The sequence below is a fragment of the Pantoea sp. X-Soil-ISGK-355 genome (assembly GCF_059730805.1).
On record NZ_AP035971.1, the window covers coordinates 3,051,021 to 3,073,676 of the forward strand.

Sequence of the window (22,656 nt, forward strand, 5' to 3'; positions counted from 1 at the left end):
ATTTTAAGCGTAGCTGAAAGCGAGGTCAGTGGCCGGGTGGCTGGAAAACTACGCGCTTGCGGGAGATCAGACCATGTCCGTTACGGCAAAAATAGTCCACTGCGCCGCAGGCTTTCAGCACTTCAAGTGGCTGGTGACACTCAGGACAGCAGGGATGCGCCGGGTAATGCGCTCCGCAGGCTGTGCAGATAAATTCACCGTCGCTGAGCGACAGCGGTTGCTGACATTTTTCACAAAGCACACGCATTATGTTCTCCACCCTGCGTTATTCAGCGCAAAAAAAAAAGAGGGCCAGATGGCCCTCATTTTGTTAACGCTTATTCTTTTTCATATGCGCCATCAGACGCTTACGCTTACGCTGCTGCGTTGGCGTCAGCAGGTTACGTTTGCCTTCATAAGGGTTATCACCCTCTTTGAACTGAATGCGAATTGGCGTTCCCATCACGTTAAGTGATTTACGGAAATAGTTCATCAGGTAGCGTTTATAAGAATCAGGCAGATCCTTAACCTGGTTACCGTGGATCACCACGATAGGCGGGTTATAGCCACCAGCATGCGCGTATTTAAGCTTAACGCGACGACCGCGTACCAGCGGCGGCTGGTGATCGTCTGCCGCCATGTTCATGATGCGGGTCAGCAGCGAGGTGTTTACGCGGCGGGTCGAACAGTCATAGGCTTCCGTGATCGACTCAAACAGATTACCTACGCCGCTCCCGTGCAGCGCAGAGATAAAGTGGATGCGGGCGAAATCGATAAAGCCCAGACGGAAATCCAGCGTCTCTTTCACTTCATCACGCACTTCCTGCGACAAGCCATCCCATTTGTTGACCACAATCACCAGCGAGCGACCACTGTTAAGAATGAAGCCCAGCAGCGAGAGATCCTGATCGGAAATACCGGCATGAGCATCAATCACCAGCATCACGACGTTGGCATCTTCAATCGCCTGCAGCGTCTTGATGACTGAGAATTTCTCAACGGTGTCAGAGATTTTGGCACGCTTACGCACGCCTGCGGTGTCGATCAGAACGTATTCACGTCCATCACGCTCCATCGGAATATAAATACTGTCGCGGGTGGTGCCCGGCATGTCGTAGACGACCACGCGATCTTCACCGAGGATGCGGTTAGTAAGCGTTGACTTACCTACGTTAGGACGGCCAACAATCGCCAGTTTGATTGGCAAACCAGTCGGGTCGAAGTTTTCTTCTTCCTCCGCCGCTTCCTGCTCAGCAATCTCGTCAGCTTCAAGCGCAGCCCAGTAAGCCTGGTTCTCTTCTTCTTCAGTGAGCTCAACCGCCTCAACTTTGTCCATCCACGGCAGGAGTGCCTCTTCTATCAGGCTACTCACACCACGACCATGCGAGGCTGCAATGGCATGAATCTCGCCCAGGCCCAGTGAATAGAAGTCGACAACCGCCTGATCCGGATCGAGCCCGTCAGTTTTGTTCGCCACCAGGAAGGTCGCTTTCTGACGGGAGCGGAGATGCTTAGCAATTTGCTGATCGGCGGCCATCATGCCCGCACGCGCATCAACCATAAACAGCACAACATCGGCTTCTTCAATCGCCAGCAGTGACTGCTCGGCCATCCGCGTTTCAACACCCTCTTCGGTGCCGTCGATACCACCGGTATCAATAACAATAAATTCGCGCCCTTCCACTTCGGCGCGACCATATTTGCGATCGCGAGTCAGTCCAGGAAAATCCGCTACCAGCGCATCACGTGTGCGGGTTAAGCGGTTGAATAGCGTAGATTTTCCCACATTGGGACGCCCAACCAGCGCGACCACAGGTACCATAACAAAATGCCTCAATAAATAATTAATCGCCCGAATGGCGTGATTATAACGGCTCTGGCCGTTAAGTTCAGGCTTAAGGCGCAAAGAATACCATGCCTGACTAAAAACGAAACGGCCCCTGATTAAATCAGGAGCCGTCAAAACGGAGGATTTCACCTGCCAGACGTTTACCCATTAACGGGTAATCGCATAAACCTCGCCGTCTTTCGACTGGATCAGAAGCTTATCGCTGGCAACCACCGGCTCAGTCTGGAAGCCTGAGCTATCCAGTTTCTGCTGAGCAACAAAACGACCATCAGTGGTGTTTAGCCAGTGCAGATAACCTTCACTGTCGCCAACCACAAGGTAGCCGTTGTAGAGCACCGGAGAAGTCAGGTTGCGATGCAGCAGGTCGCTTTGACGCCAGATGGCAACACCGCCGTCAGCGTTCAGCGCAATCACGCGGTCATCCTGATCGACCAGATAGATGCGACCGGCATCGACAATCAGATCTTTCACACCGCCAATTTCGCGTTTCCACAAAATCTGGCCAGAGCGCAGATCCAGCGCCGACAGGTTACCGTTGTAAGCGAGTGCATACACTACGCCATTGACGATAACCGGCGTGGTATCGACGTCGTTAAGACGGTCAATCTCAGTGGCACCGCTGACCTGAGAAATACGCTGCTGCCAGATCAGCTGTCCCTGGTTCATCACCACGGCACTGACGCGACCGTTGTCGCCACCGACAATGGCGCCGCCAAATGCGACAGCAGGTGCAGATTCACCGCGAAGAGACAACGCTGGCATATCCAGGTTGACGCTCCACTTCACCGCACCGCTGCTCTGATCCAGTCCCTGCAGCATGCCGTTACTGGTATGTACCAGTACCAGACCATCGCTGACTACAGGACGAGACAGCGCTTCACCTGCGACGCTGGTCTGCCAGGCCAGGCTGCCATCGCTGCTGTTCAGGGCATAAACTTTGCCGCGCTCGCTGCCAACATAAACCCGATCGCCATCAGCGGTCAGGCCGCCGGATAACAGCGCTGAGCGGTTTTTCGAGAAGAAACCGGTTTTTTCAGAGAGATCGACTTTCCATTTTTCTTTACCGTCTGCGGCATCCAGCGCTTTGACAATACCAAAACGATCGGCTGCAAAAACGGTGTTGTCCTGCCAGGCAGGATGCAGATTTGAGTAGAAGTCACCGACGCCATCGCCTACCGAGGTGTTCCACACTTTCTGTGGCGTGAACTGATTTTCCACCTTCGGCAACGGGGCCATTTTTACTACATCTTCTTCGCCGCTAAACAGCGAACAACCGCTGAGCAAAGTGACTGAAATCAGTCCCGGCAGCAGGTATTTACGTAATTCCATGCGCTCTCTCTTGACTGGTTTAGCTTAAGTTATTCATCTTCATCTGCATCATTTGCTTCAATGCCGGAGAGGCGTCAGATTCGACTCCTTTACTCCAGGCATCGCGCGCGCCCTGCCTGTCACCTTTGGTCAGCAGCGCTTCGCCGCGAATATCGGCCACAATGGCTGTCCAGCCATCACCCTTCACACCGTCAAGGGTTTTAAGCGCCGCATCCGCTTGATTCTGTTGCAGTTGAATGCGTGCCAGGCGCAGGTTAATCACCGCCTGCAGATTGGCATCTTTCGTATCTTTCAGTCCGTTTTGCAGCAGCGTTGCGGCCTTATCAAGCTGACCGGCGTCAACATACTGCTTCGCCAGATCCATCGCAGCCAGCGCACCGTAGGTATTGCTGTTTTCACTGGCAAAGCGGTTAACCGCTTCCAGCGTTTCCGGTTTATCCGCCTGCATGGCGCTGGTGAGCTGCTGATACTGCGCGGACACGGATTTCGCCGTATCATCCTGATGACTGCTCCAGTAACGCCAGCCACCCAGCGCAGCAATGCCGATGACTACGCCAATGGCTAACGCTTTGCCATTACTGGCAAAAAAGTTGCGCAGCGCGTCGGTCTGCTCGTTCTCATTGCTATACACTTCCACGCAATCCCTCTCCTTTCTATGGTTGGTGCTGTGTCACGCTTACTGTAACAGCGTGCGTAATACAGCAGCAGCCTCTGCCTGATCCAGCGTTTGCTGCTCGCCACGGCGCAGATCTTTAATCACGACCTGACCGGCTTTGACTTCATCTTCGCCTAACACCAGGGCAACGCGTGCGCCCCACTTGTCAGCACGGGCAAATTGCTTTTTAAAGTTGCCGCCGCCAAAGTTAGTCATCAGCCTCAGTTCCGGCGCTTCATCACGCAATTTCTCAGCCAGTTGCATCGCAGCAGACTGCACGCCCTGACCTGAAGCGATAACATAGACATCCACATTGCTCGTCGGTTCAAATTCAGGATTAACCGCCTGAACCAGCAACACCAGACGCTCCATGCCCATGGCGAAACCCACGGCAGGTGTTGCACGACCACCAAGCTGCTCAACCAGGCCATCGTAGCGACCGCCGCCACACACCGTGCCCTGTGAACCCAGGCTATCGGTGACCCACTCAATCACGGTGCGGTTGTAATAATCCAGGCCGCGTACCAGACGCTGATTGACGGTGTAGCTGATGCCAGCGTCATCCAGCAGCGCACACAGGCCGCTGAAGTGCTCGCGAGACTCGTCATCCAGATAGTCGCCAAGCTGTGGCGCATCATTCAGCAGTTGCTGAACCTCGGGATTTTTACTGTCGAGAACGCGCATCGGGTTACTGTACATGCGGCGTTTGCAATCCTCGTCCAGCACCGCTTTGTGCTGCTCAAGGAAGGCAACCAGCGCGTCACGATAATGCGCGCGTGCTTCCAGTGAACCGATAGAGTTGAGTTCCAGGCGAACGTGCTCAGAGATACCCAGGGCTTTCCACCAGCGGGCATTCAGCATGATCAGTTCAGCATCAATGTCCGGTCCCTGCAGACCAAACACTTCCACGCCGATCTGATAGAACTGACGATAGCGGCCTTTCTGCGGACGCTCATAGCGGAACATGGGGCCCATGTACCACAGGCGCTGTTCCTGGTTGTAGAGTAAACCGTGTTCGATACCGGCGCGCACGCAGCCTGCCGTGCCTTCCGGACGCAGCGTCAGGCTTTCACCGTTGCGGTCATCAAAGGTATACATCTCTTTTTCAACCACATCGGTGACTTCACCGATGGCGCGTTTAAACAGTGGGGTTTGCTCCACCAGCGGTAAGCGAATTTCGCTGTAACCGTAGCTCGCCAGCGTCTGCTTGAGAACGCCTTCAATCCGTTGCCAGAGGGCAGTATCCGCAGGCAGGTAGTCGTTCATCCCGCGAATTGCCTGTATATTCTTCGCCACGTTAAAATCTCTTAATGCAAAAAAACCTGTCCGGCATCATACCTTATGAGGATGAAACCGCACAGGTTCAGTCAAAAAAGTCACGTACGCAGGCCGCGCACGCCATTATTTTTCCAGATGCTGAACATCAATACGGCGGCTGGCATCCAGCATCGACGCTTTGGCACGAATGCGCGCTTCCAGCTGATCGATCATGTCATTGTTGTCGAGACGATCGCGCTGACGCACACCATCTTCGTAGAAACCGCTCTTCTTGCTGCCGCCGGTCACGCCCAGCGTAGAGAGGGTCGCTTCGCCCGGTCCGTTGACTACGCAGCCGATAATGGAGACGTCCATCGGCGTGATGAGATCTTCCAGACGCTGCTCAAGCGCGTTGACCGTACCGATGACGTCAAACTCCTGACGTGAGCAGGTCGGACAGGCGATGAAGTTGATACCGCGAGAACGAATGCGCAGTGACTTCAGGATATCGAAACCGACTTTGACTTCTTCAACTGGATCGGCCGCCAGCGAGATGCGTAGCGTATCGCCGATCCCTTCTGACAGCAGCAGTCCCAGGCCAATCGCCGATTTCACCGCGCCCGCACGTGCGCCACCCGCTTCGGTAATGCCGAGATGCAGAGGCTGTTCGATCTGTTTCGCCAGCAGACGATAAGATTCAACGGCGAGGAAGACATCTGACGCTTTTACGCTGACTTTGAATTGATCGAAGTTAAGACGGTCGAGATGATCGACATGGCGCATGGCGGATTCCAGCAGCGCCTGTGGCGTCGGCTCGCCATACTTCTCCTGCAGATCTTTTTCCAGCGAACCGGCGTTTACGCCAATTCGGATCGGAATATTATTGTCGCGTGCGCAGTCGACCACCATACGGATGCGCTCATTGTTCCCGATGTTACCGGGATTGATGCGCAGGCAGTCAACGCCATATTCGGCGACTTTCAGGGCGATGCGGTAGTCAAAATGAATATCTGCAACCAGCGGGACGTTCACCTGCTGTTTGATCAGCCTGAACGCTTCTGCGGCATCCATGGTAGGCACCGAGATACGAACGATGTCGACACCGACTCGCTCAAGGGCTTTGATCTGATTTACCGTCGCTTCCACGTCAGTGGTGCGGGTGTTGGTCATCGACTGTACGGCGATTGGCGCGCCGTCACCGACCGGCACCTTGCCGACGTAAATGCGTTTGGATTTACGGCGGATAATGGGTGCTTCGTTATGCATATTTCTTCTCCACAATTGCCCGGTACGCGATACGCTGTTATTGCGCACCCAACGTCAGGCGAGCAACCTGGTTATTACGGATAAAACGGCTTAAATCAACGGGCTGATTCTGATATTGCACCTGAACCGCGGACGGCGCGCCAATTTTCAGACGATACGGAGGCGTTCCTGCCAGGCTGAGTTTACCACCACTGCGCTGAATACCGCTGAACAGTTTTTTGCCGGTGGCATCACTCACTTCCAGCCAGCAGTCGGCGTTAAAAGTCATGACCACTGCGTTAGGGTCAGCAGCCGGTTCACTGACCGCGGCTGCGCCGACTGGCATCTGAGGTGATGTGCTGGTACCGGACTGGGTGGCTGCAGGCGCAGCCGCCGTGTTTTCCACAGGAGCCTGACTTGGCGACACCACCGCATTGCTGCTGGTGTCCTGCTGTGCAGCAGTCGCGCCATTGCTGGCGCTGGCGGCCGGAGCCGTACTCGCTGGCGTGCTGGCCGCACTGTTATCGCGGGTCGCGGTATTGCTTTCGTCAGGCGCGGCAGGTGCCACGCTGTCACCGCTGGATTCACCCAGCGGAATCGACTGACCGTTATCACTGCTGCTGTTCTGATCGGTCATCGGCACCAGATCATCCTGCGACGCTTTATGATTCTGCCACCACCAGGCGCCGGTCAGACCCACCACCACAAACACGACCAGCCAGGTGAAAATCATCAGCCAGCCGTCGCGTTTTTTGCGGCGCTTACCCAGCGAGAAACTTTGCATCGGTTCGATTTTTGCAGCCCGAACCGGTGTCTGTTTCGCCATCATTGGCAGCAGTTCCTCTTCAGGAATGTGCACCAGACGCGCGTAAGAACGAATGTAGCCGCGCAGGAACGTAGAGGCTAAATCGGCAGGCGATTTGTCTTCCTCAATGTCACGCACGGTAGAGAGTTTCAGGCACAGGCGCTCAGCGACGTTCTGCTGCGTCAGCCCCATCTGCTCACGGGCCAGACGCAGGCGTTCACCTGTTGAATGTAATGCAGAGTTTTCTTGAGTGGCTTCAGTATTCATTAGCTAAATAACGCTGGTACTGTATCGATTGCGGAAAACGTCGCGCTAACTGGTCGCCATAACGTGAAACGTCAGCGGCATTTCCCTGTAGCGCGGCGAAACGTAAGTGTAACGCCAGACTTCGTGCCGTTTCGGGCAGCTGTTGCTGGTAAACGTCGAGCAAAACCTGCACCTTTGCCAGCTGGTTATCTGCCATCAGCTTTTCAGCTTCCGACAGCAACGAATCCGCTTTGCGTCTGTCGGCCTCAAGGGCCTGGCGTAACGTCCTGCGGGCAGTGGCAACATCGCCCGCCTGCAGATAACAAAACCCTGCCAGTTCACGCGCGTCATTACGTGCATCAAACTGAGGTGCAGCGCCTGCCCGACTAAACTGTTGATGCGCTTCGTCATACTGCCTTAAAGCGCAGAGAAACGCACCGTAATTGTTAGCAACAAAACCATTATCCGGGGCCTGCTGCTGTGCCAGTATAAACCGTGCCTGCGCCGCTGTCTGATTACCCTGCTGCTGCGCCAGCCGTGCCAGTGCAAGCGAGACCCGGTAGTCCTCGGGCGCGGCGGCCTGTGCACGCAGAAAGTTTCGCTCAGCTGCGGTATAGTCTCCACCGGCCAGATAGTGCATCCCTAACTGCAGACGCACCTCTTCAGCGCCAGGTTCGTATGGCTGGCTGACACACCCGCTTACAACAAACAGCGCCAGTAAAACAGCAGGTAATCCGTTACGCATAATCGTTTCCATCCGGTTGACGTTGACAGGCTGCAGCCTGCCACGCGTCATCACTTCAGGAAACGCACTCTGCCACTCTTCTAGAGAGCCTTCACAGATATGGCTTCACCCGCCATTTTTTTACGCAGCGTTCGCTTGGTACGGTCGATCACTTCTCCGGCTAACTGACCACAGGCGGCATCAATATCGTCGCCACGGGTTTTACGCACGATGGTGGTAAAACCATAGTCCATCAGCACCTTGGAGAAACGATCAATGCGGCTGTTTGAGCTACGGCCATACGGCGCACCCGGGAAGGGGTTCCATGGAATCAGGTTGATTTTACACGGTGTTTCTTTCAGTAATGCGGCAAGTTCATGCGCATCGTCGGTGCTGTCGTTGACATGATCCAGCAACACGTACTCAATGGTCACACGTCCCTGATTGGCGTTGGATTTACCAATGTAGCGTTTCACCGCCGCCAGGAAGGTTTCGATATTGTACTTTTTGTTGATCGGCACGATATCATCACGCAGCTTATCGTTCGGCGCATGCAGGGAAATGGCCAGCGCGACGTCAATCATATCGCCCAGTTTATCCAGCGCAGGAACAACACCTGAAGTAGAGAGGGTCACGCGACGCTTCGACAGACCAAAGCCGAAGTCATCCAGCATGATCTCCATCGCCGGGACCACGTTATTGAGGTTGAGCAGCGGCTCACCCATGCCCATCATCACCACGTTGGTGATAGGACGCTGGCCGGTAATTTTCGCTGCGCCGACAATTTTCGCCGCACGCCACACCTGACCAATAATTTCTGACACCCGCAGGTTACGGTTAAAGCCCTGCTGTGCGGTCGAACAGAATTTACACTCCAGCGCACACCCCACCTGTGACGAAACACAGAGCGTAGCGCGGTCGCCTTCCGGGATGTAGACCGTTTCCACCAGCTGGTCACCTACACGAATGGCCCATTTGATGGTGCCGTCGGTAGAGCGCATCTCTTCCGCCACTTCTGGTGCGCGGATCTCCGTCAGCTCCATTAGCCGGTTACGCAGCTTTTTGTTGATGTCGGTCATCTGCTCGAAATCATCGCAGCAGTAGTGATAAATCCACTTCATGACCTGATCGGCGCGGAACGGCTTTTCACCCAGCGACAGGAAGAATTCGCGCATCTGCTGACGGTTGAGATCCAGCAGGTTAATTTTCTGGTTTTTGGGGGAGACGACAATAGGGGATGCGGACGCGGACGTCACAATCTGTTCGGACATAATATTCTCTGGCCTCGTTGTTACACGTTATGGCGCTGTTCAGGGATAGGTGAAAAAATTGCGCCTTCATTAAGCGATGTCAATGAAGGCGCAATATTGTACAACATCTGCGGCCTGATAACAGGCGGGAGTGACCTCCCCTACGCAGATTTTTGTAAAGCCGCTGTAACGTTTATCGCCGGGCGATTAACGAGTACGTGGGCAGATTTCGTTTTCGCCGAAGAAATAAGCGATTTCACGGGCAGCAGATTCCGCTGAATCTGAACCGTGGGTCGCGTTTTCGGTGAAGCTGTCAGCGTAGTCAGCACGCAGAGTGCCAGCCAGTGCGTTTGCCGGGTTAGTGGCACCCATCAGGTCACGGTGACGCTGAACGGCATTTTCACCTTCCAGCACGGAAACAACAACCGGGCCAGAGGTCATGAATTCAACCAGACCATCGAAGAATGGCTTGCCCTGGTGCTCAGCGTAAAAGCCTTCAGCCTGCTCTTTGCTCAGCTGCAGCATTTTAGCGCCAACGATTTTGAAGCCTGCGCTTTCAAAACGGTTGTAGATAGCACCAATCACATTTTTAGCGACGGCGTTTGGCTTGATGATAGAAAAAGTACGTTCGATTGCCATGATGACCTCTGTCTTGACGTTCTGAAGAAACCGGTGGCGTCCGCCCCGGTTAATAAACGGCGCCGATTATAGGGGCTGAGTCCGGCATTGCCTATCAGAGATCCCTAATTTGTTGAAAATTCTTGATCTGAGTCGAAGCGGATGCGCTTCAGTTATGATTTAGCGCAGAAAACCATCATCCCCGACTGAAGGTGACCGAGACAAGCTGGCCCTCTTCATCCATCACCACCAGCTGATACTCGCCTGGATGATCAAGATGCAGCGACATCTCTGCGGCGTTTTGCGTCGTGAGAGGCTCACCATTCAGGAACCACCAGCGCTGCGCGCCCTGCCCTCCCTGCACCGCGACCGGGATCGTCAGTGCACTGTTGCCCGGCAGCGGCTTAACGATTTGTCCCTCAATGACGCCGGTGACGATCAGCGGTGCACTGCTGCCCTGCTGTAGCGGTGGACAGTGCGTATCAACAGCTGGCAGACGCTGCGCCCGCCGCTCCTGAGGCGGCAGCCAGGCTTCCAGCGGCAGCGGCCAGACCAGCCGTTCGTGACGGGTGGCGCCGGGGCAGTCAGCGGCAACGCGCAGTCCCTGCGCATTCTGCCAGTAACTCAGGCGTAATCCGCTGAGGCTCTCCTGACCCGGTGCCAGCAGCGTTGGCGGCAGAGTGTCTGAGGCGACCCAGCTTTGCCGCCGCTGACGACAGTTTTCATCTCCGGCGGGCAGCGGCTGACCACCAGGCCAGCAGAGGGTCGCTACCGTGACCGAGGCCGGACGCGGATCGCCTGGTACGTCACGCCTGCCGAGTCGGCTCATCAGCATGCTGTTAATCTGATTCATAATCGGCACAGCAGAGGCGAAACCAAACTGCCCGGCAACCGGAGTGGCATCCGGGCGCCCGACCCAGACGCCGATCAGATAGCGAGGATTGATACCCACCGACCAGGCGTCGCGATAGCCGTAGCTGGTGCCGGTCTTCCAGGCCAGCGGCACCACGTCGGGTACGCTGCCATTACCGGCAGGCTGCGCTTCGCCTGCGAGGATACGCCGGATGATCCACGCCGATTCCTTTGATAGCAGCGGCCGTTGCTGCAACGGTTGATCGGGCATCCAGCGCAGCTGAGCAGCATTGCCGTGACGGGCAAAGGCGCTGTAGGCTGCCACGATCTCATCCATGCGCGCCCCGGTGCCGCCGAGAATCAGCGAAAGATTGGGTTCCGCGCCAGGCGGAAAACGTAAATTCAGCCCCACATTACGCAGCCGCGCCGCGACGTTTTTTGGCCCAAGTGCTTCCAGCAGCTGAACGGCGGGCAGATTCAGGGAGCGTACCAGCGCCTCACTGGCGCTGACCGGTCCGTGAAAACCGGTGTCAAAGTTGCCGGGCCGGTAATCACCAAAGCGACGCGGCACATCCTGCAGCAGCGATTCGGCATGAATCAGCCCTTCGTCCAGCGCCATGCCGTAAATAAAGGGTTTTAACACCGAACCTGGCGAGCGCACGCTGGCGATCATATCCACATGACCAAAACGGCTGTCATCAGTAAAGTCAGCCGAGCCGACGTAGCCACGAACCGCCATGGTGGTGTGATCCACCACCAGCATGGCCAGTGAGGTGCGCGGCGGCAGCTGATTTTTAACGTTCAGCGCCAGGCTTTCCAGTTCGCGCTGCAGTGAAGGATCGAGCGTAGAGACAATCTTATCGCTGCGGCTGCTCGACAGCAGTCGCCGGGCCAGCAGCGGTGCCATCTGCGGCATCTGGCGCGGCGGCAGCCACACCGGCTCCTGACGGATTTCCGCCACCTGTTCAGCGGACCAGATGCGGTATTGCGCCAGTCGATCCAGCACTTTATTGCGAGCGGCTTCCGCCCGTTCAGGCCAGCGATCGGGCCGCAGACGGCTGGGTGCCTGCGGCAACACGGCCAGCAGCGCCGCTTCGCCTGGTGTCAGCTGTGACGGCGCTTTTCCCAGCCAGCTCCAGCTTGCTGCGCCCACCCCTTCCAGCGTACCGCCAAAGGGCGCACGGTTAAGATAGAGCGTCAGGATGTCACGTTTGGAAAGATGCCACTCCAGCTGCAGCGCACGCCACGCCTGAATCAGCTTGCCCCGCAACGTGCGGGGTTGCGGGTCGATAAGGCGCGCCACCTGCATAGTCAGGGTGCTGCCGCCGGAAATCACACTCTGATGACGCAAATCCTGCCAGGCGGCACGCAGCAGGGCCAGAGGGTTGATGCCGGGGTGATACCAGAACCAGCGATCTTCATAGGTCAGCAGCGCCTGCAGATAAGCCGGTGCCACCTCCTCTGGCGTGACCGGATAGCGCCAGATACCCTTGCTGTCAGCAAAGCGCCACAGCGGCGTACCGTCGCTGGCCACAATGACCCGTGCAGGCTGCACCTGTTTAAGCGGAAGCGGAAACAGCCGATCCAGTCCCCACGTCGCCAGCCATAAACCCAGAAAAAAAAGCGGCAGCACGAGCCACCCCTTTTTAAGGGTGCGAGGTTTTAACACGCGTCGCGTCACTTACTGAATATGCAACTGCGACGGCGTGCTGCCGGTGGCGCGCCACTCCGGCACATACATCGACTCCACCTGTGGAGGCGGCACCAGGAAGCGACCCGGCGTGACCGCCCGCGCCAGATAGACCAGCGTTGCGGGACGATAAGTATCCACCGCCAGTGCCGCGACAAAGCGATCGTCGCGGAACTCAATGTGTTTAATGTCGGCCTGCTGCATGTCGCCCATGCTCTCCTTCAGCGCATCCGCACTGTCACCGAGGCTGGCGCTGCTGTCGGCCAGATTCTGGTTTTCCAGCTCCAGACCGGCAGGCAGCAGATCCACCACCAGCGCATCATTGATGCTGCGCTTTGACGAAACGGTCAGACGCACTACCAGCAACTCCCCGCTGCGCAGATTACTGAGATCGGCGGCTTTGCCATCCAGGGTGAAGTATTCACGTTTTATCCCGAGCACATTGCTCTCCGGCTGTGGGGCGGTCAGCGGATAGCCTGTCACATCCAGACGACCATACAGCGGTGCACTGCCCGGGTTACGGATGGCTAAGCCCTGCAACAGGCGTTCAGCCGCCAGCCCTTTATTCAGTGGCGCATCGCCCTGCAGAGGTTCAGGATTGCCCGATAATAGCGCCTGCCAGCTTCCGCCCTGTGCACGTTGCAGAGTGTGTGCTGCCAGATAAAGTGCATTATTTTCCTGCGTCGAGAACCAGCGTTTGCCGTTGACCTCTTTGGACAGGGACAGCAGCAGACTATTTTGCAAATCCGGCTGCAGCTTATTTTCTGCTAACAGGGCAATCATCATCCCCTGATCGCGCACCGTGCTACCGTAGTCGCCATACCACTCGTTGTCTGAACGCGTCAGCGTAGCTCCCTGCATGATCGCCTGCTGTGCACGCTGTCCGTCACCCATCAGCTTCAGCGCTACACCAAGCTGCATCAGCGCCAGGCCGGAACGAGCTTTCTCTCGTTTTTCATACAATGCACGCAACGCACCCAGTGGCGCACGCTGCTGACGCGCCAGCACGAGTCCGGCGTAAGCCTGTACGCTGAACTGCAGCGCGGCATTGTTATCACCGCCGCCGCTTATCTGCGAGGGATCCTGCAGATAGCGCAGCAGCCGTGCATTAGCGCGCTCCACCACATTATCCGGCAGCGCATAGCCCACCTCGCTGGCGCGAAGCAGGAAGTCCGTCACGTAAGGTGTCAGCCAGAACTCCTCTTCACCTTGTTTATCCCACAGCCCGAAGCTGCCGTTAGCGCGCTGCATCCCGGCCAGACGGGCAATACCGGTGTCGACGGCGGCCCGTCGTGCTTCATCGCTGCTGGTTTTAATGCCCATCGCGGTCAGCTCAGCATGACTGGTATAGAGCGAAGGCCAGAGCCCGCTGGTAGTCTGCTCCAGACAGCCGTAGGGATAGGCATAAAGCGCACTGATATAGCTGGCGATATTCAGCGGCGGACGATTGCTCAGCGTCAGCTGTCCGCTCAGGGTTTGTGCATCCAGCCCCGTAAGCGCCGCCGCCGCGACCTCCCAGGGCTGATCGGGGCTGATCACGGCATCAAAGTTCAGCGTCTGCGCCGGATAAGGCGGTCTGACGCCAATTTTCCACTGCTGTCTGCCGGGCTTAACCTGCTCACCCGGCAGGTTCAGACCGGAAATCTGTACGGTGATCTCGCCATCACCAAAACCCGTTTTCGCCGTGACCGGAATCTGCAACGTGCTGCGTGCACCTTTAGCCAGCGTGACGCTCTGGCTGGCAGCACCGGCCAGATCCACCAGGCCACTGCTGGAGAGATCCACCTTCAGGGTTTGCGGCAGATCGGTCAGGTTAGTGAGATCCAGCGCCAGAGATGCCGAGTCACCGCTGGCCAGGAAGCGCGGGGTGGCCAGTTCGCTGATCAGCGGCGCCGCAACCACCAGTTTGCGTTCGGCCGCGCCGAAGCTGTCATCGCTCCATGCCTGGGTCATCAGTCGCAGTTCGCCGTTAAACGCCGGGATCGGCAGCGTAATCGATCCGTTGCCCTCTTTATCCAGCGTCACCGCCTGTAACTGCTGTGCGACGATATTGACGTGCGTCACCGGTTTTTTACCGCCGCGCGTCATCGATTCATCCTCGCCATCACCACCAAAACGCAGTGCCGCAAGCCGGCCGCCGCCTTCGATCAACTGACCAAAGACGTCATACTGATCGACGTTGTAGCGTTTACGGCCAAAGAAAGCCTGCCACGGATCGGGGGTTTTATAATCCGTCACGCTCAGTACACCACTGTCCACCGCGGACAGGAGCACATTCACTTTTTCTGGTAGCGGACCGCCGTCACGACTGGCGTGAATGTTGACCGTCAGGCGTTGCTCCGGGCGAATTTTATCGGGTGCCGCAAGCGTCAGGTTTAAGCGACGTGCTTCAGTCGCCATCGGCAGGTGCAATAGCCCTACCGCGCGTTTGGGTGTTGCGCCGCTGACCTTATCGCCGTCACGCACCACAATAGCGCTGAAGTAGAGATCGTGCCGCTGCCAGCTCTCAGCCACCGGCACATCCACCGTTGTGCCGCCCTTAGGTACGGTCAGCGGCTGCCACCAGAGCGTGCCGCTGCTCGACTCCACCATCAGGTAGCCTTTACCGGCCGCCGGTGATTCGACCTGCAGGTGCACGGTATCGCCCGGCTGGTAAGCGGCTTTGTCCAGCTTCAGTCTGACCTGATCGGGACGCAATGCACCTGTGCCGTTGGTGTTATCCTGCCAGTCATAACCCGCCTGGAACCGGACGCTGCTGACGATCTTCTCGCCCGCCTGCACTTCCAGCCGGTAGTGGCCCCACTCGACCGGGAAGCTGACTTTGGTGCTGCCATCAGCCGGGATAGAGATGGCGCGTTCATCTTCCTGCAGATCCTTGTCGCTATACTGCGACTGCCAGCCTTCGCTGTCAGAGAAGCTCCAGTAGTAATCGCGGCGCTCACGGATCAGGCGCACATCCAGCTTGTCCGCTGCCAGTTTTTTGCCCTGACTGTTGGCATAAACAATGTCGAATTCGGCCAGGCTCTGTTCCGGCACGGTAGGCTCATCGTGATAGCTGTCACTGCGGTAGTCATAAACCGCCTTGTTACCAAACAGCGGCCGGATACCCGGCAGGGCGTCAGCGGGCCAGATGGCCTGGGTGGCACGACGGGTGATCGGACGTCCGCCGGTCTCCAGCAGGCTGGCCTGCAGGATCAGGTTAAGCGGGGAGTGCAGCTGATCCCACTGATTTTCTACCGTGAGTTGTGCTTTACCGCTGGCATCGAGCTTGAGGTCCACCTCATCCAGCGTGCGCTTTAATCCCTCTTCGGTGATGTCACCAAACTGGTAGCCTGGCAGTGCAGTCACCGCCTCGCGTGCCGGTCGCAGATAGAGTTGACCCTGTAGCGTGTTACCTGCTGCTGGGGCGCCATAGAGATAGCGCCCCTCAATACCGAATTCAACACTGGCATCAGCGGCCTGTGGCTGAGGGTCATTTTTCAGGGTTAACGCCATACGCTCCGGCAGAAAATCTTCGACGTGAAACTTCCACTCGCGCTTGAGGTTATCGCCGGTATTCAGTCGCAGCATCCAGTCGCCGGTCATGGCCGACGCGGGCAGCGCCAGTCGCTGCTGGTAGAATCCCGCTTCAGACTGCCAGACAAAGGTCCGCATCACCTGGCCGTCAGGCTGCACCAGCTCCGCTTTGATCGGCTGGGCGGGCAACGGATGTCCGTCGGCATCGCGCAGCAGCGCATTGACGATGACGATTTCGCCGGGCCGGTAGATATCACGTGGGCCAAAGACAAACAGCTGTTTGTCATAGCCCTGCGGTCCGGCAACCGGAAACTCAGCGAGATCCAGCGCCGGACGCGCCAGGTCGATCATCGAGGTCTGTTCACCCTGCACGGCCAGCAGGAGCTTACCTTTTTCATCCGCTTTCAGGCGCAGATGACCGGTGCTGTCACTGGTACCGCTCTGCAGAACCTGCCCTTTCTCATCCAGCAATCTGACGCTGACGCCGGAAAGTGGCTGGCCGCTTGCCAGACTCTGGGCAAAGAGTTCAAACTGAGCCGGGAAGCGGTGCAGTGACAGGCCAATATCGCTCAGGGTGAAAAGCGTGGCGGGCTGGCTGTAGTGATAAGTCCCGGCCTGCTTCATGACGGCCAGATAGACGCCGGGCTGCTGAAGCACCTTGATGTCACTCATCGGCAGTTGCAGTTTTTCACGCGTGTTTCGCGCCGGGTTGAGCTCAAAGCGTCCGCTATAAACCAGCTGGCTGCTTTTCAGCAGCTCCTGCGACTGCCAGCTTGAGAGGTTGTTGCCGTAATTCCACTGCGAGAGAAATTCCGCCAGGCCGGCATTCTTTATCCGGAAGAAATCGACATCGACCTGGTCAACATTCAGCGCCAGCACCGGCAATCCCTGGGTGATACGCAGCGGCAGCAGTGAACCGCGACTGGCAAAGCCCACCATCGGCTGGATATCACGGGTGACGATTTTCTGACTGTAATCGGCGGCAAGCGTCTCACCGCTGGCCGCACGCAGTCCCGCATCCACCGTGACGGTAAAGTGGCGCGACGGCTCGGGATGGCGGAAGCGCAACGTTTTACGATTAGCGGCAAGTTCCCAGCCGCCATCCACCCGGCCCTGTTTATCGTCGGTCAGCCTGACTTTCTGCGCGATGTCCTGCTTGTCATCCAGTGGCTGGCTGAAGGTTAAGACCAGCGCAGCGGCACCGTCGATCTGCAGTTCCGAAAGATCGATAATCGTCAGCGGTTTGCTGACCTGGGCGGTTGTGGATATCTCTGCCGCCTGAAGAGGCAGAACAGGTAACAGAGTCGCTGACAGCAGCGAGCCACCGATCAGCATGCTGAGCAGCAGCCGGTTGTTGCGTTTCTTCATGGTAGTTCCTTCACCGGGACGCAGGGAGTGTCGTTTAATTACGCTGCGCAATTTCATATCAATGCTCGCATTTAATCAACGCTTCTCTTGAGATGGCGCGCACATTCCCTGACACTGGTATGACAGATTGCTGAGATGAGGTTGTTATGACGACGCCACTGATTGTGTCCGCCGACTGGTTACAAGAGCACTACAATGATGAGCGGCTTCAGGTGCTGGATGCACGTCTGTTGCCACCCGGGATGGAAGCGGTTCGCGATGTTCAGGCTGAATATCTGGCGGGTCATCTACCCGACGCCCCTTACTTTGATATTGAAGCGCTTTCCGATCACACCAGCCCTTATCCGCATATGCTGCCACGTGCCGAGACCTTTGCCGTCGCGATGCGCGAGCTGGGCATCAGCAGTGATAAGCATCTGGTGGTCTATGACGAGGGCAACCTCTTTTCCGCGCCACGCGCCTGGTGGATGCTCAAAACCTTTGGCGTGGCGCAGGTGTCAATTCTGGCCGGTGGTTTGCAGGGCTGGAAAGAAGCCGGTTTTGCGCTCGCAACTGGCAACGTGAATCTCCCGGAAGGTGAGTTTGAAGCGCACGCGGATGAAAGCCGGGTTAAACGCCTGACGGACGTGCTGCTGATCAGTCATGAAGGCGGCGCACAGATTGTTGATGCGCGTGCCGCTAATCGTTTTAACGCTGAAGTGGACGAACCGCGTCCCGGCCTGCATCGCGGACATATTCCCAACAGCCTGAATGTGCCGTGGAATACGCTGGTTGAGCAGGGAAAACTTAAGCCGGAAGCGGAGCTGCGCAGGCTGTTTGCCGACGCGGGCGTTGATATCACACAACCGGTGGTCGCCAGCTGTGGCTCAGGCGTAACGGCGGTGGTATTGATTCTGGCGCTGACGGCGCTGGGCGCTCGGGATGTCACGCTGTATGACGGATCCTGGGGCGAATGGGGCAGTCGTGACGACTTACCGATTGCAAAATAATAAACAGGCAGCTGATAAGCCGCCTGTTTATTGATAATGCCTGGTTCGTTCTGCTGTAATACCGACGTTGCACAGGAAACAGAGTCAGATCGGAAAGTCGCTTAAGCCAATCCATGGCGCGGGACGCTTTCCTCTTCTGGCCCTGCTCTCTGCGCGTTAAGCTTATTCGTTGCGGCCAGATTCCCCTGATGCGGGATTATCAACTGTCTGAGGCGGCCCATGAGCCGCCTGTTCTTTTAAGTGAATCAGATAATCCGCTCACTGCCCTTGAAGTCGCGCAGGAAACTGCCCCAGCGACGCTCATAAAATGGCGGGATGTGGGCGGTAAAGAAGTGGCTGATGCCACGGTCGTGCAGCGTGACTTCACAGATATCAATCGGTGCATCGTCCGGCAGCGTGTCCGTTGCCACACTGCCCGCCGCCTGAATAATCGCCTCAATGTTGCTGTCAGCTTCAATACCAATCAACAGATTGGGCGCTTCATCAGCCCGCTCACGAATACTGGCGACAAATGCCCGGCGCACCTGTTTATGCTTACTGAACAACTGCGTCAGCGAATCGATCATCTGCGCAGGTGGCTCGGCCACTTCAGACAAGAGCAGGGACTGTCCGCCTTCCAGCACGGTTTGCTGGCTTAGCGCACTGCCCTCCTCAGCCAGCAGATGGGTGATCTCGGCTGCAGTAAACTCTTTACCGGAAGGCAGTTTGGGATTGAGAAACAGCGTCTCGCCGCGTGTGATCTCAAACAGCGTCCGGACCGGCAGACGCAGCCAGGATTGCTCACCGCTCACCGCTTCACTCATCGCCTCTTCAGACGTGAAAAAAGGAATGATGCTGCTGCCATCCTCTTTTTCCCAGTGCTGCAGATCAACGGGCGTGCTGGCATCAAGCTGTTGCGTGGTGCTTTCGCCTGGAACAAAGACATCAGACTCCAGCAGCAGTTGGAAAAATTCGGGCCGATGGGCAGGCTCGGTGGCTGCCAGCTTCAGCACCTCTTCAAGACGGTTCATAGTTTCCCTCTGAACAGCGGCGGCATCCGCCACCGCTGAGCCTTACTTATTTCAGTAACAGATTGGCGATGGTACGCACGCCAAGACCTGTAGCACCCGCCGCCCATTGATCAACCGCGCCCTTGCGATAGGTCGCGGAGCAGTCGATGTGCAGCCAGCCCTGCTGATAGTTGCTCACGAAATGGGACAGGAACGCTGCCGCACTGCTGGCTCCTGCCGCATGAGACGGGCTGGCGATGTTATTGAGATCGGCGAAGTTAGACGGCAGATGGCTGCGGTGGAATTCAGCCAGCGGCAGACGCCAGAACGGCTCGTTCTCACTTACCGCGCTGCCCATCAGCGACTGCGCCATCACATCATCAAAGGTAAACAGCGCATGGTAGTCGTTGCCCAGCGCCGTCTTGGCCGCGCCGGTCAGCGTTGCAGCATCGATGATCAGCGTCGGGTTCTGCTCGCTGGCGTCGATTAAACCGTCGGCCAGGACAAGGCGACCTTCCGCATCGGTGTTCATGACTTCCACCGATTTGCCGTTGCGATAGCGAATGATGTCGCCCAGCTTGAAGGCGTTGCTGCTGACCATGTTATCGGCACAGCAGAGGTAGAGTTTGACGCGCTTGTTCAGACCACGCGAAATCGCCATAGCCAGTGCACCAGTAACGGTCGCCGCACCGCCCATGTCAGACTTCATCGAGTCCATAAAGCTGCTCTGCTTCAGGCTGTAGCCGCCGGTATCAAAGGTGATGCCTTTACCGACCAGACAGGCGTAAACCTGTGCATTCTCATCGCCGGTTGGGTTGTAGTCGAGCGCCAGGTAAACCGGCGGGCGATTTGAACCACGTCCCACCGTGTGCAGGCCCATATAGCCCTGAACACGCAGATCGTCGCCTTTAGTAATGCGATAGCTGACGGCGCTGCCGCCCACTTCACTGATCAGATCAACTGCCGTATGCGCCAGCTGTTCCGGCCCCAGATCTTCTGCAGGCAGGTTAATCACGTTGCGGACCCAGTCGATGATTTTCAGACGGCGATCAAACTCCGCCTGCTCATGTTCGCCCAGCGCTGGCCACTCAACCTGACGCTGACCTTTCGGGCCACGGAAGCCCTGCCAGAATGCCCAGCACTGCTCCAGGTGCCAGCCTTCGCCGGTCAGCGCCACGTGGCGGATCCCCTGGCTGTCGATTTTGTGCGCCGCACGCTGGATGGTATTCAGCGCATCCACGCCGGTGAGATGCAGCGTCATGCCGCTGTCGTTGCTGCTCAGAATCGCTTTTTCGCCCCAGCGCGCATCGGCGGGCTGGCTGCTAAGCGTAATGTTCATGGGTTGTGTGGTCATCGAAAAGCTCCGTAATCGTTATCTGTTTCGTCCAGCCTGATTGTTATGACGGCTTTAATAAGATGTTAAATGTATTTCGCAGAGACCTGATAACAGATTCCGCCGGACGTTGCCAGCGAAGCGCCCATATTGGCGCAGTTTCCGGACTATGACCGGGTATCAGGATTTCATTAAGGCCCGCAGCCGGGTCACCGACTTCTGCACCAGGGCAATGGCGTAGTCGATCTCTTCCTCGGTCGTGAAGCGTCCCAGCGAGAAGCGCAGCGAACTGTGCGCCAGCTCCTCACTTACGCCCAGCGCGCGTAAAACATAGGAAGGCTCCAGGCTGGCAGAGGTACAGGCCGAGCCGGAAGAGAGGGCCAGATCTTTCAGCGCCATGATCAGGGATTCACCCTCAACGTCAGCGAAACTGATATTAAGAATGTTCGGCGCACGCTGATGCGGGTCGCCATTGAGGGTAATGTCCGGCAATACGCTGATACCCTGCCACAGACGATCGCGCAGCGCCTGCAGACGCGCCATCTCGGTTTCGCGCTCTTCTGCCGCGATACGATAGGCCTCGCCCATGCCGACAATCTGATGCACCGGCAGGGTGCCGGAGCGCATCCCGCGTTCATGTCCGCCGCCGTGGATCTGCGCAGCGATTAGTACGCGCGGTTTACGCCGCACATAGAGCGCGCCAATGCCTTTCGGTCCATAGAGTTTGTGAGCTGAAAAGGACATTAAATCGATCGGTAACTGGCTGAGATCGATGGGCAACTTACCGATGCTCTGGGTCGCATCGACATGGAACAGAATCTCACGTTCGCGGCAGAGTTCGCCAAAGGCGGCAATATCCTGAATCACCCCGGTTTCATTATTCACGTGCATCAGAGTGACTAAAATGGTGTCGTCGCGTAGCGCCGCACGCAGCTGGTCAGGCGTGATAATGCCGTTTGCCGCCGGCGCCAGATACGTGACATCAAAACCTTCGCGCTCCAGCTGCTGACAGCTGTCGAGCACCGCTTTGTGTTCCGTCTGGCTGGTGATGATATGTTTGCCGCGCGCCTGATGGGCATGGGCTGCGCCTTTAATCGCGAGGTTATCGGATTCGGTGGCGCCAGAGGTAAAGACGATTTCGCGCGGATCGGCGTTGACCAGTTCGGCGATCTGATTGCGGGCAACATCGACCGCTTCTTCAGACTGCCAGCCAAAACGGTGCGATCGCGAAGCCGGATTACCGAACGTGCCATCCAGCGTCAGAAACTGCATCATTTTGCTGGCCACACGCGGATCGGCCGGCGTGGTGGCGGCATAATCCAGGTAAATCGGTAATTTCATTGCGCTACAGCTCCGTATTGAAAATCATACGTCTTTATAGCAGATTCGGCCCTGACCGCGTTAGCAGTAAGGGCCGCAATAGCGGGGACTACGAGGCGCGCTGGTTGACGTTAATTTCCTGCGAACGCGGGCTCTGGAAGCGGCGATTATCGATCGCATTCTGACGATCGGCCACATCCAGAATCTCCTGATTATTCACCAGCTCAGCCAGCGTAATATTGTTCAGGAAGTCACTGATACGTACGCTCAGATCGCGCCACAGAACGTGGGTCAGACAACGCTCGCCGCCCTGGCAGCCTTCTTTGCCCTGGCATTTGGTCGCATCAACCGACTCATCAACCGCAGTAATTACCTCGCCGACAGAGATGGTGTCTGACGCTTTACCCAGCAGATAACCGCCACCCGGGCCACGAACGCTGGAAACCAGGTCGTTTTTACGCAGTCGGGAGAATAACTGCTCCAGATAGGAGAGCGAGATGCCCTGACGTTCTGAAATATCAGCCAGCGGGACCGGACCTTCATGGGAGTGAAGGGCAACGTCCAGCATTGCAGTAACGGCATAACGTCCTTTGGATGTCAGTCTCATAGCGTACAACCTCAATAGCGTCCGGTTATCGGAGG

17 protein-coding genes are annotated in these 22,656 nt (G+C 57.0%); 1 reads left to right on the top strand and 16 read right to left on the bottom strand.

Going from position 1 to position 22,656, the window contains the following annotated elements; all coding sequences use genetic code 11:
* Positions 1 to 25 precede the first annotated feature (25 nt).
* From AC6I8J_RS13980 to AC6I8J_RS14035, 12 genes are all read right to left on the bottom strand, one after another.
* Positions 26 to 247 (bottom strand): zinc ribbon domain-containing protein, encoded by a 222-nt coding sequence (locus tag AC6I8J_RS13980; RefSeq protein ID WP_161734340.1) that lies wholly within the window; start codon positions 245 to 247, stop codon positions 26 to 28.
* 63 nt (positions 248 to 310) lie between these two features.
* A complete protein-coding gene (gene der / locus AC6I8J_RS13985) occupies positions 311 to 1,801 on the bottom strand; it encodes a ribosome biogenesis GTPase Der (protein WP_033733523.1) in 1,491 nt (496 codons plus the stop codon).
* 174 nt (positions 1,802 to 1,975) lie between these two features.
* Positions 1,976 to 3,157: an outer membrane protein assembly factor BamB gene (gene bamB, locus AC6I8J_RS13990; protein ID WP_013358724.1), complete on the bottom strand. Its 1,182-nt coding sequence runs from the start codon at positions 3,155 to 3,157 to the stop codon at positions 1,976 to 1,978.
* Between the two features lie 19 nt (positions 3,158 to 3,176).
* Complete coding sequence (locus AC6I8J_RS13995) at positions 3,177 to 3,794, bottom strand: YfgM family protein (RefSeq protein ID WP_161734341.1); 618 nt, start codon at positions 3,792 to 3,794, stop codon at positions 3,177 to 3,179.
* Positions 3,795 to 3,833: 39 nt separating this feature from the next.
* Positions 3,834 to 5,108 carry a histidine--tRNA ligase gene (gene hisS, locus AC6I8J_RS14000; protein WP_161734343.1) on the bottom strand — a complete coding sequence of 425 codons (1,275 nt, stop codon included), beginning with the start codon at positions 5,106 to 5,108 and terminating at the stop codon, positions 3,834 to 3,836.
* 105 nt (positions 5,109 to 5,213) lie between these two features.
* Positions 5,214 to 6,335 (bottom strand): flavodoxin-dependent (E)-4-hydroxy-3-methylbut-2-enyl-diphosphate synthase, encoded by a 1,122-nt coding sequence (gene ispG / locus AC6I8J_RS14005; RefSeq protein ID WP_003848692.1) that lies wholly within the window; start codon positions 6,333 to 6,335, stop codon positions 5,214 to 5,216.
* A 37-nt stretch (positions 6,336 to 6,372) separates the two neighbouring features.
* Positions 6,373 to 7,386: a cytoskeleton protein RodZ gene (rodZ, locus tag AC6I8J_RS14010; protein WP_497825489.1), complete on the bottom strand. Its 1,014-nt coding sequence runs from the start codon at positions 7,384 to 7,386 to the stop codon at positions 6,373 to 6,375.
* Positions 7,376 to 8,110, bottom strand: coding sequence for a type IV pilus biogenesis/stability protein PilW (gene pilW / locus AC6I8J_RS14015; protein WP_253419655.1), 735 nt, complete (start codon positions 8,108 to 8,110; stop codon positions 7,376 to 7,378). Before pilW ends, rodZ begins: the two co-directional genes overlap by 11 nt.
* 80 nt (positions 8,111 to 8,190) lie before the next feature.
* Positions 8,191 to 9,360 carry a dual-specificity RNA methyltransferase RlmN gene (gene rlmN, locus AC6I8J_RS14020; protein WP_161734349.1) on the bottom strand — a complete coding sequence of 390 codons (1,170 nt, stop codon included), beginning with the start codon at positions 9,358 to 9,360 and terminating at the stop codon, positions 8,191 to 8,193.
* A gap of 186 nt (positions 9,361 to 9,546) precedes the next feature.
* Positions 9,547 to 9,978 (bottom strand): nucleoside-diphosphate kinase, encoded by a 432-nt coding sequence (gene ndk, locus AC6I8J_RS14025; protein WP_003848684.1) that lies wholly within the window; start codon positions 9,976 to 9,978, stop codon positions 9,547 to 9,549.
* Between the two features lie 175 nt (positions 9,979 to 10,153).
* On the bottom strand, positions 10,154 to 12,478 hold the full coding sequence (gene pbpC / locus AC6I8J_RS14030) for a peptidoglycan glycosyltransferase PbpC (RefSeq protein WP_253419658.1): 2,325 nt from the start codon (positions 12,476 to 12,478) through the stop codon (positions 10,154 to 10,156).
* Between the two features lie 12 nt (positions 12,479 to 12,490).
* A complete protein-coding gene (locus AC6I8J_RS14035; protein ID WP_497825490.1) occupies positions 12,491 to 17,383 on the bottom strand; it encodes an alpha-2-macroglobulin family protein in 4,893 nt (1,630 codons plus the stop codon).
* Positions 17,384 to 17,529: 146 nt separating this feature from the next.
* On the opposite strand from AC6I8J_RS14035, the gene sseA reads away from it, so the two are divergent.
* A complete protein-coding gene (sseA, locus tag AC6I8J_RS14040) occupies positions 17,530 to 18,372 on the top strand; it encodes a 3-mercaptopyruvate sulfurtransferase (RefSeq protein WP_222925126.1) in 843 nt (280 codons plus the stop codon).
* Positions 18,373 to 18,617: 245 nt separating this feature from the next.
* Here the strand turns inward: sseA and sseB are convergent, their stop codons facing one another.
* From sseB to iscR, 4 genes are all read right to left on the bottom strand, one after another.
* On the bottom strand, positions 18,618 to 19,382 hold the full coding sequence (gene sseB, locus AC6I8J_RS14045) for an enhanced serine sensitivity protein SseB (RefSeq protein WP_253419663.1): 765 nt from the start codon (positions 19,380 to 19,382) through the stop codon (positions 18,618 to 18,620).
* A 46-nt stretch (positions 19,383 to 19,428) separates the two neighbouring features.
* A complete protein-coding gene (gene pepB, locus AC6I8J_RS14050) occupies positions 19,429 to 20,715 on the bottom strand; it encodes an aminopeptidase PepB (protein ID WP_161734359.1) in 1,287 nt (428 codons plus the stop codon).
* A gap of 159 nt (positions 20,716 to 20,874) precedes the next feature.
* Positions 20,875 to 22,035 (bottom strand): IscS subfamily cysteine desulfurase, encoded by a 1,161-nt coding sequence (locus AC6I8J_RS14055; protein ID WP_222925124.1) that lies wholly within the window; start codon positions 22,033 to 22,035, stop codon positions 20,875 to 20,877.
* Positions 22,036 to 22,123: 88 nt separating this feature from the next.
* On the bottom strand, positions 22,124 to 22,621 hold the full coding sequence (iscR, locus tag AC6I8J_RS14060) for a Fe-S cluster assembly transcriptional regulator IscR (protein ID WP_013358736.1): 498 nt from the start codon (positions 22,619 to 22,621) through the stop codon (positions 22,124 to 22,126).
* Positions 22,622 to 22,656: the final 35 nt, after the last annotated feature.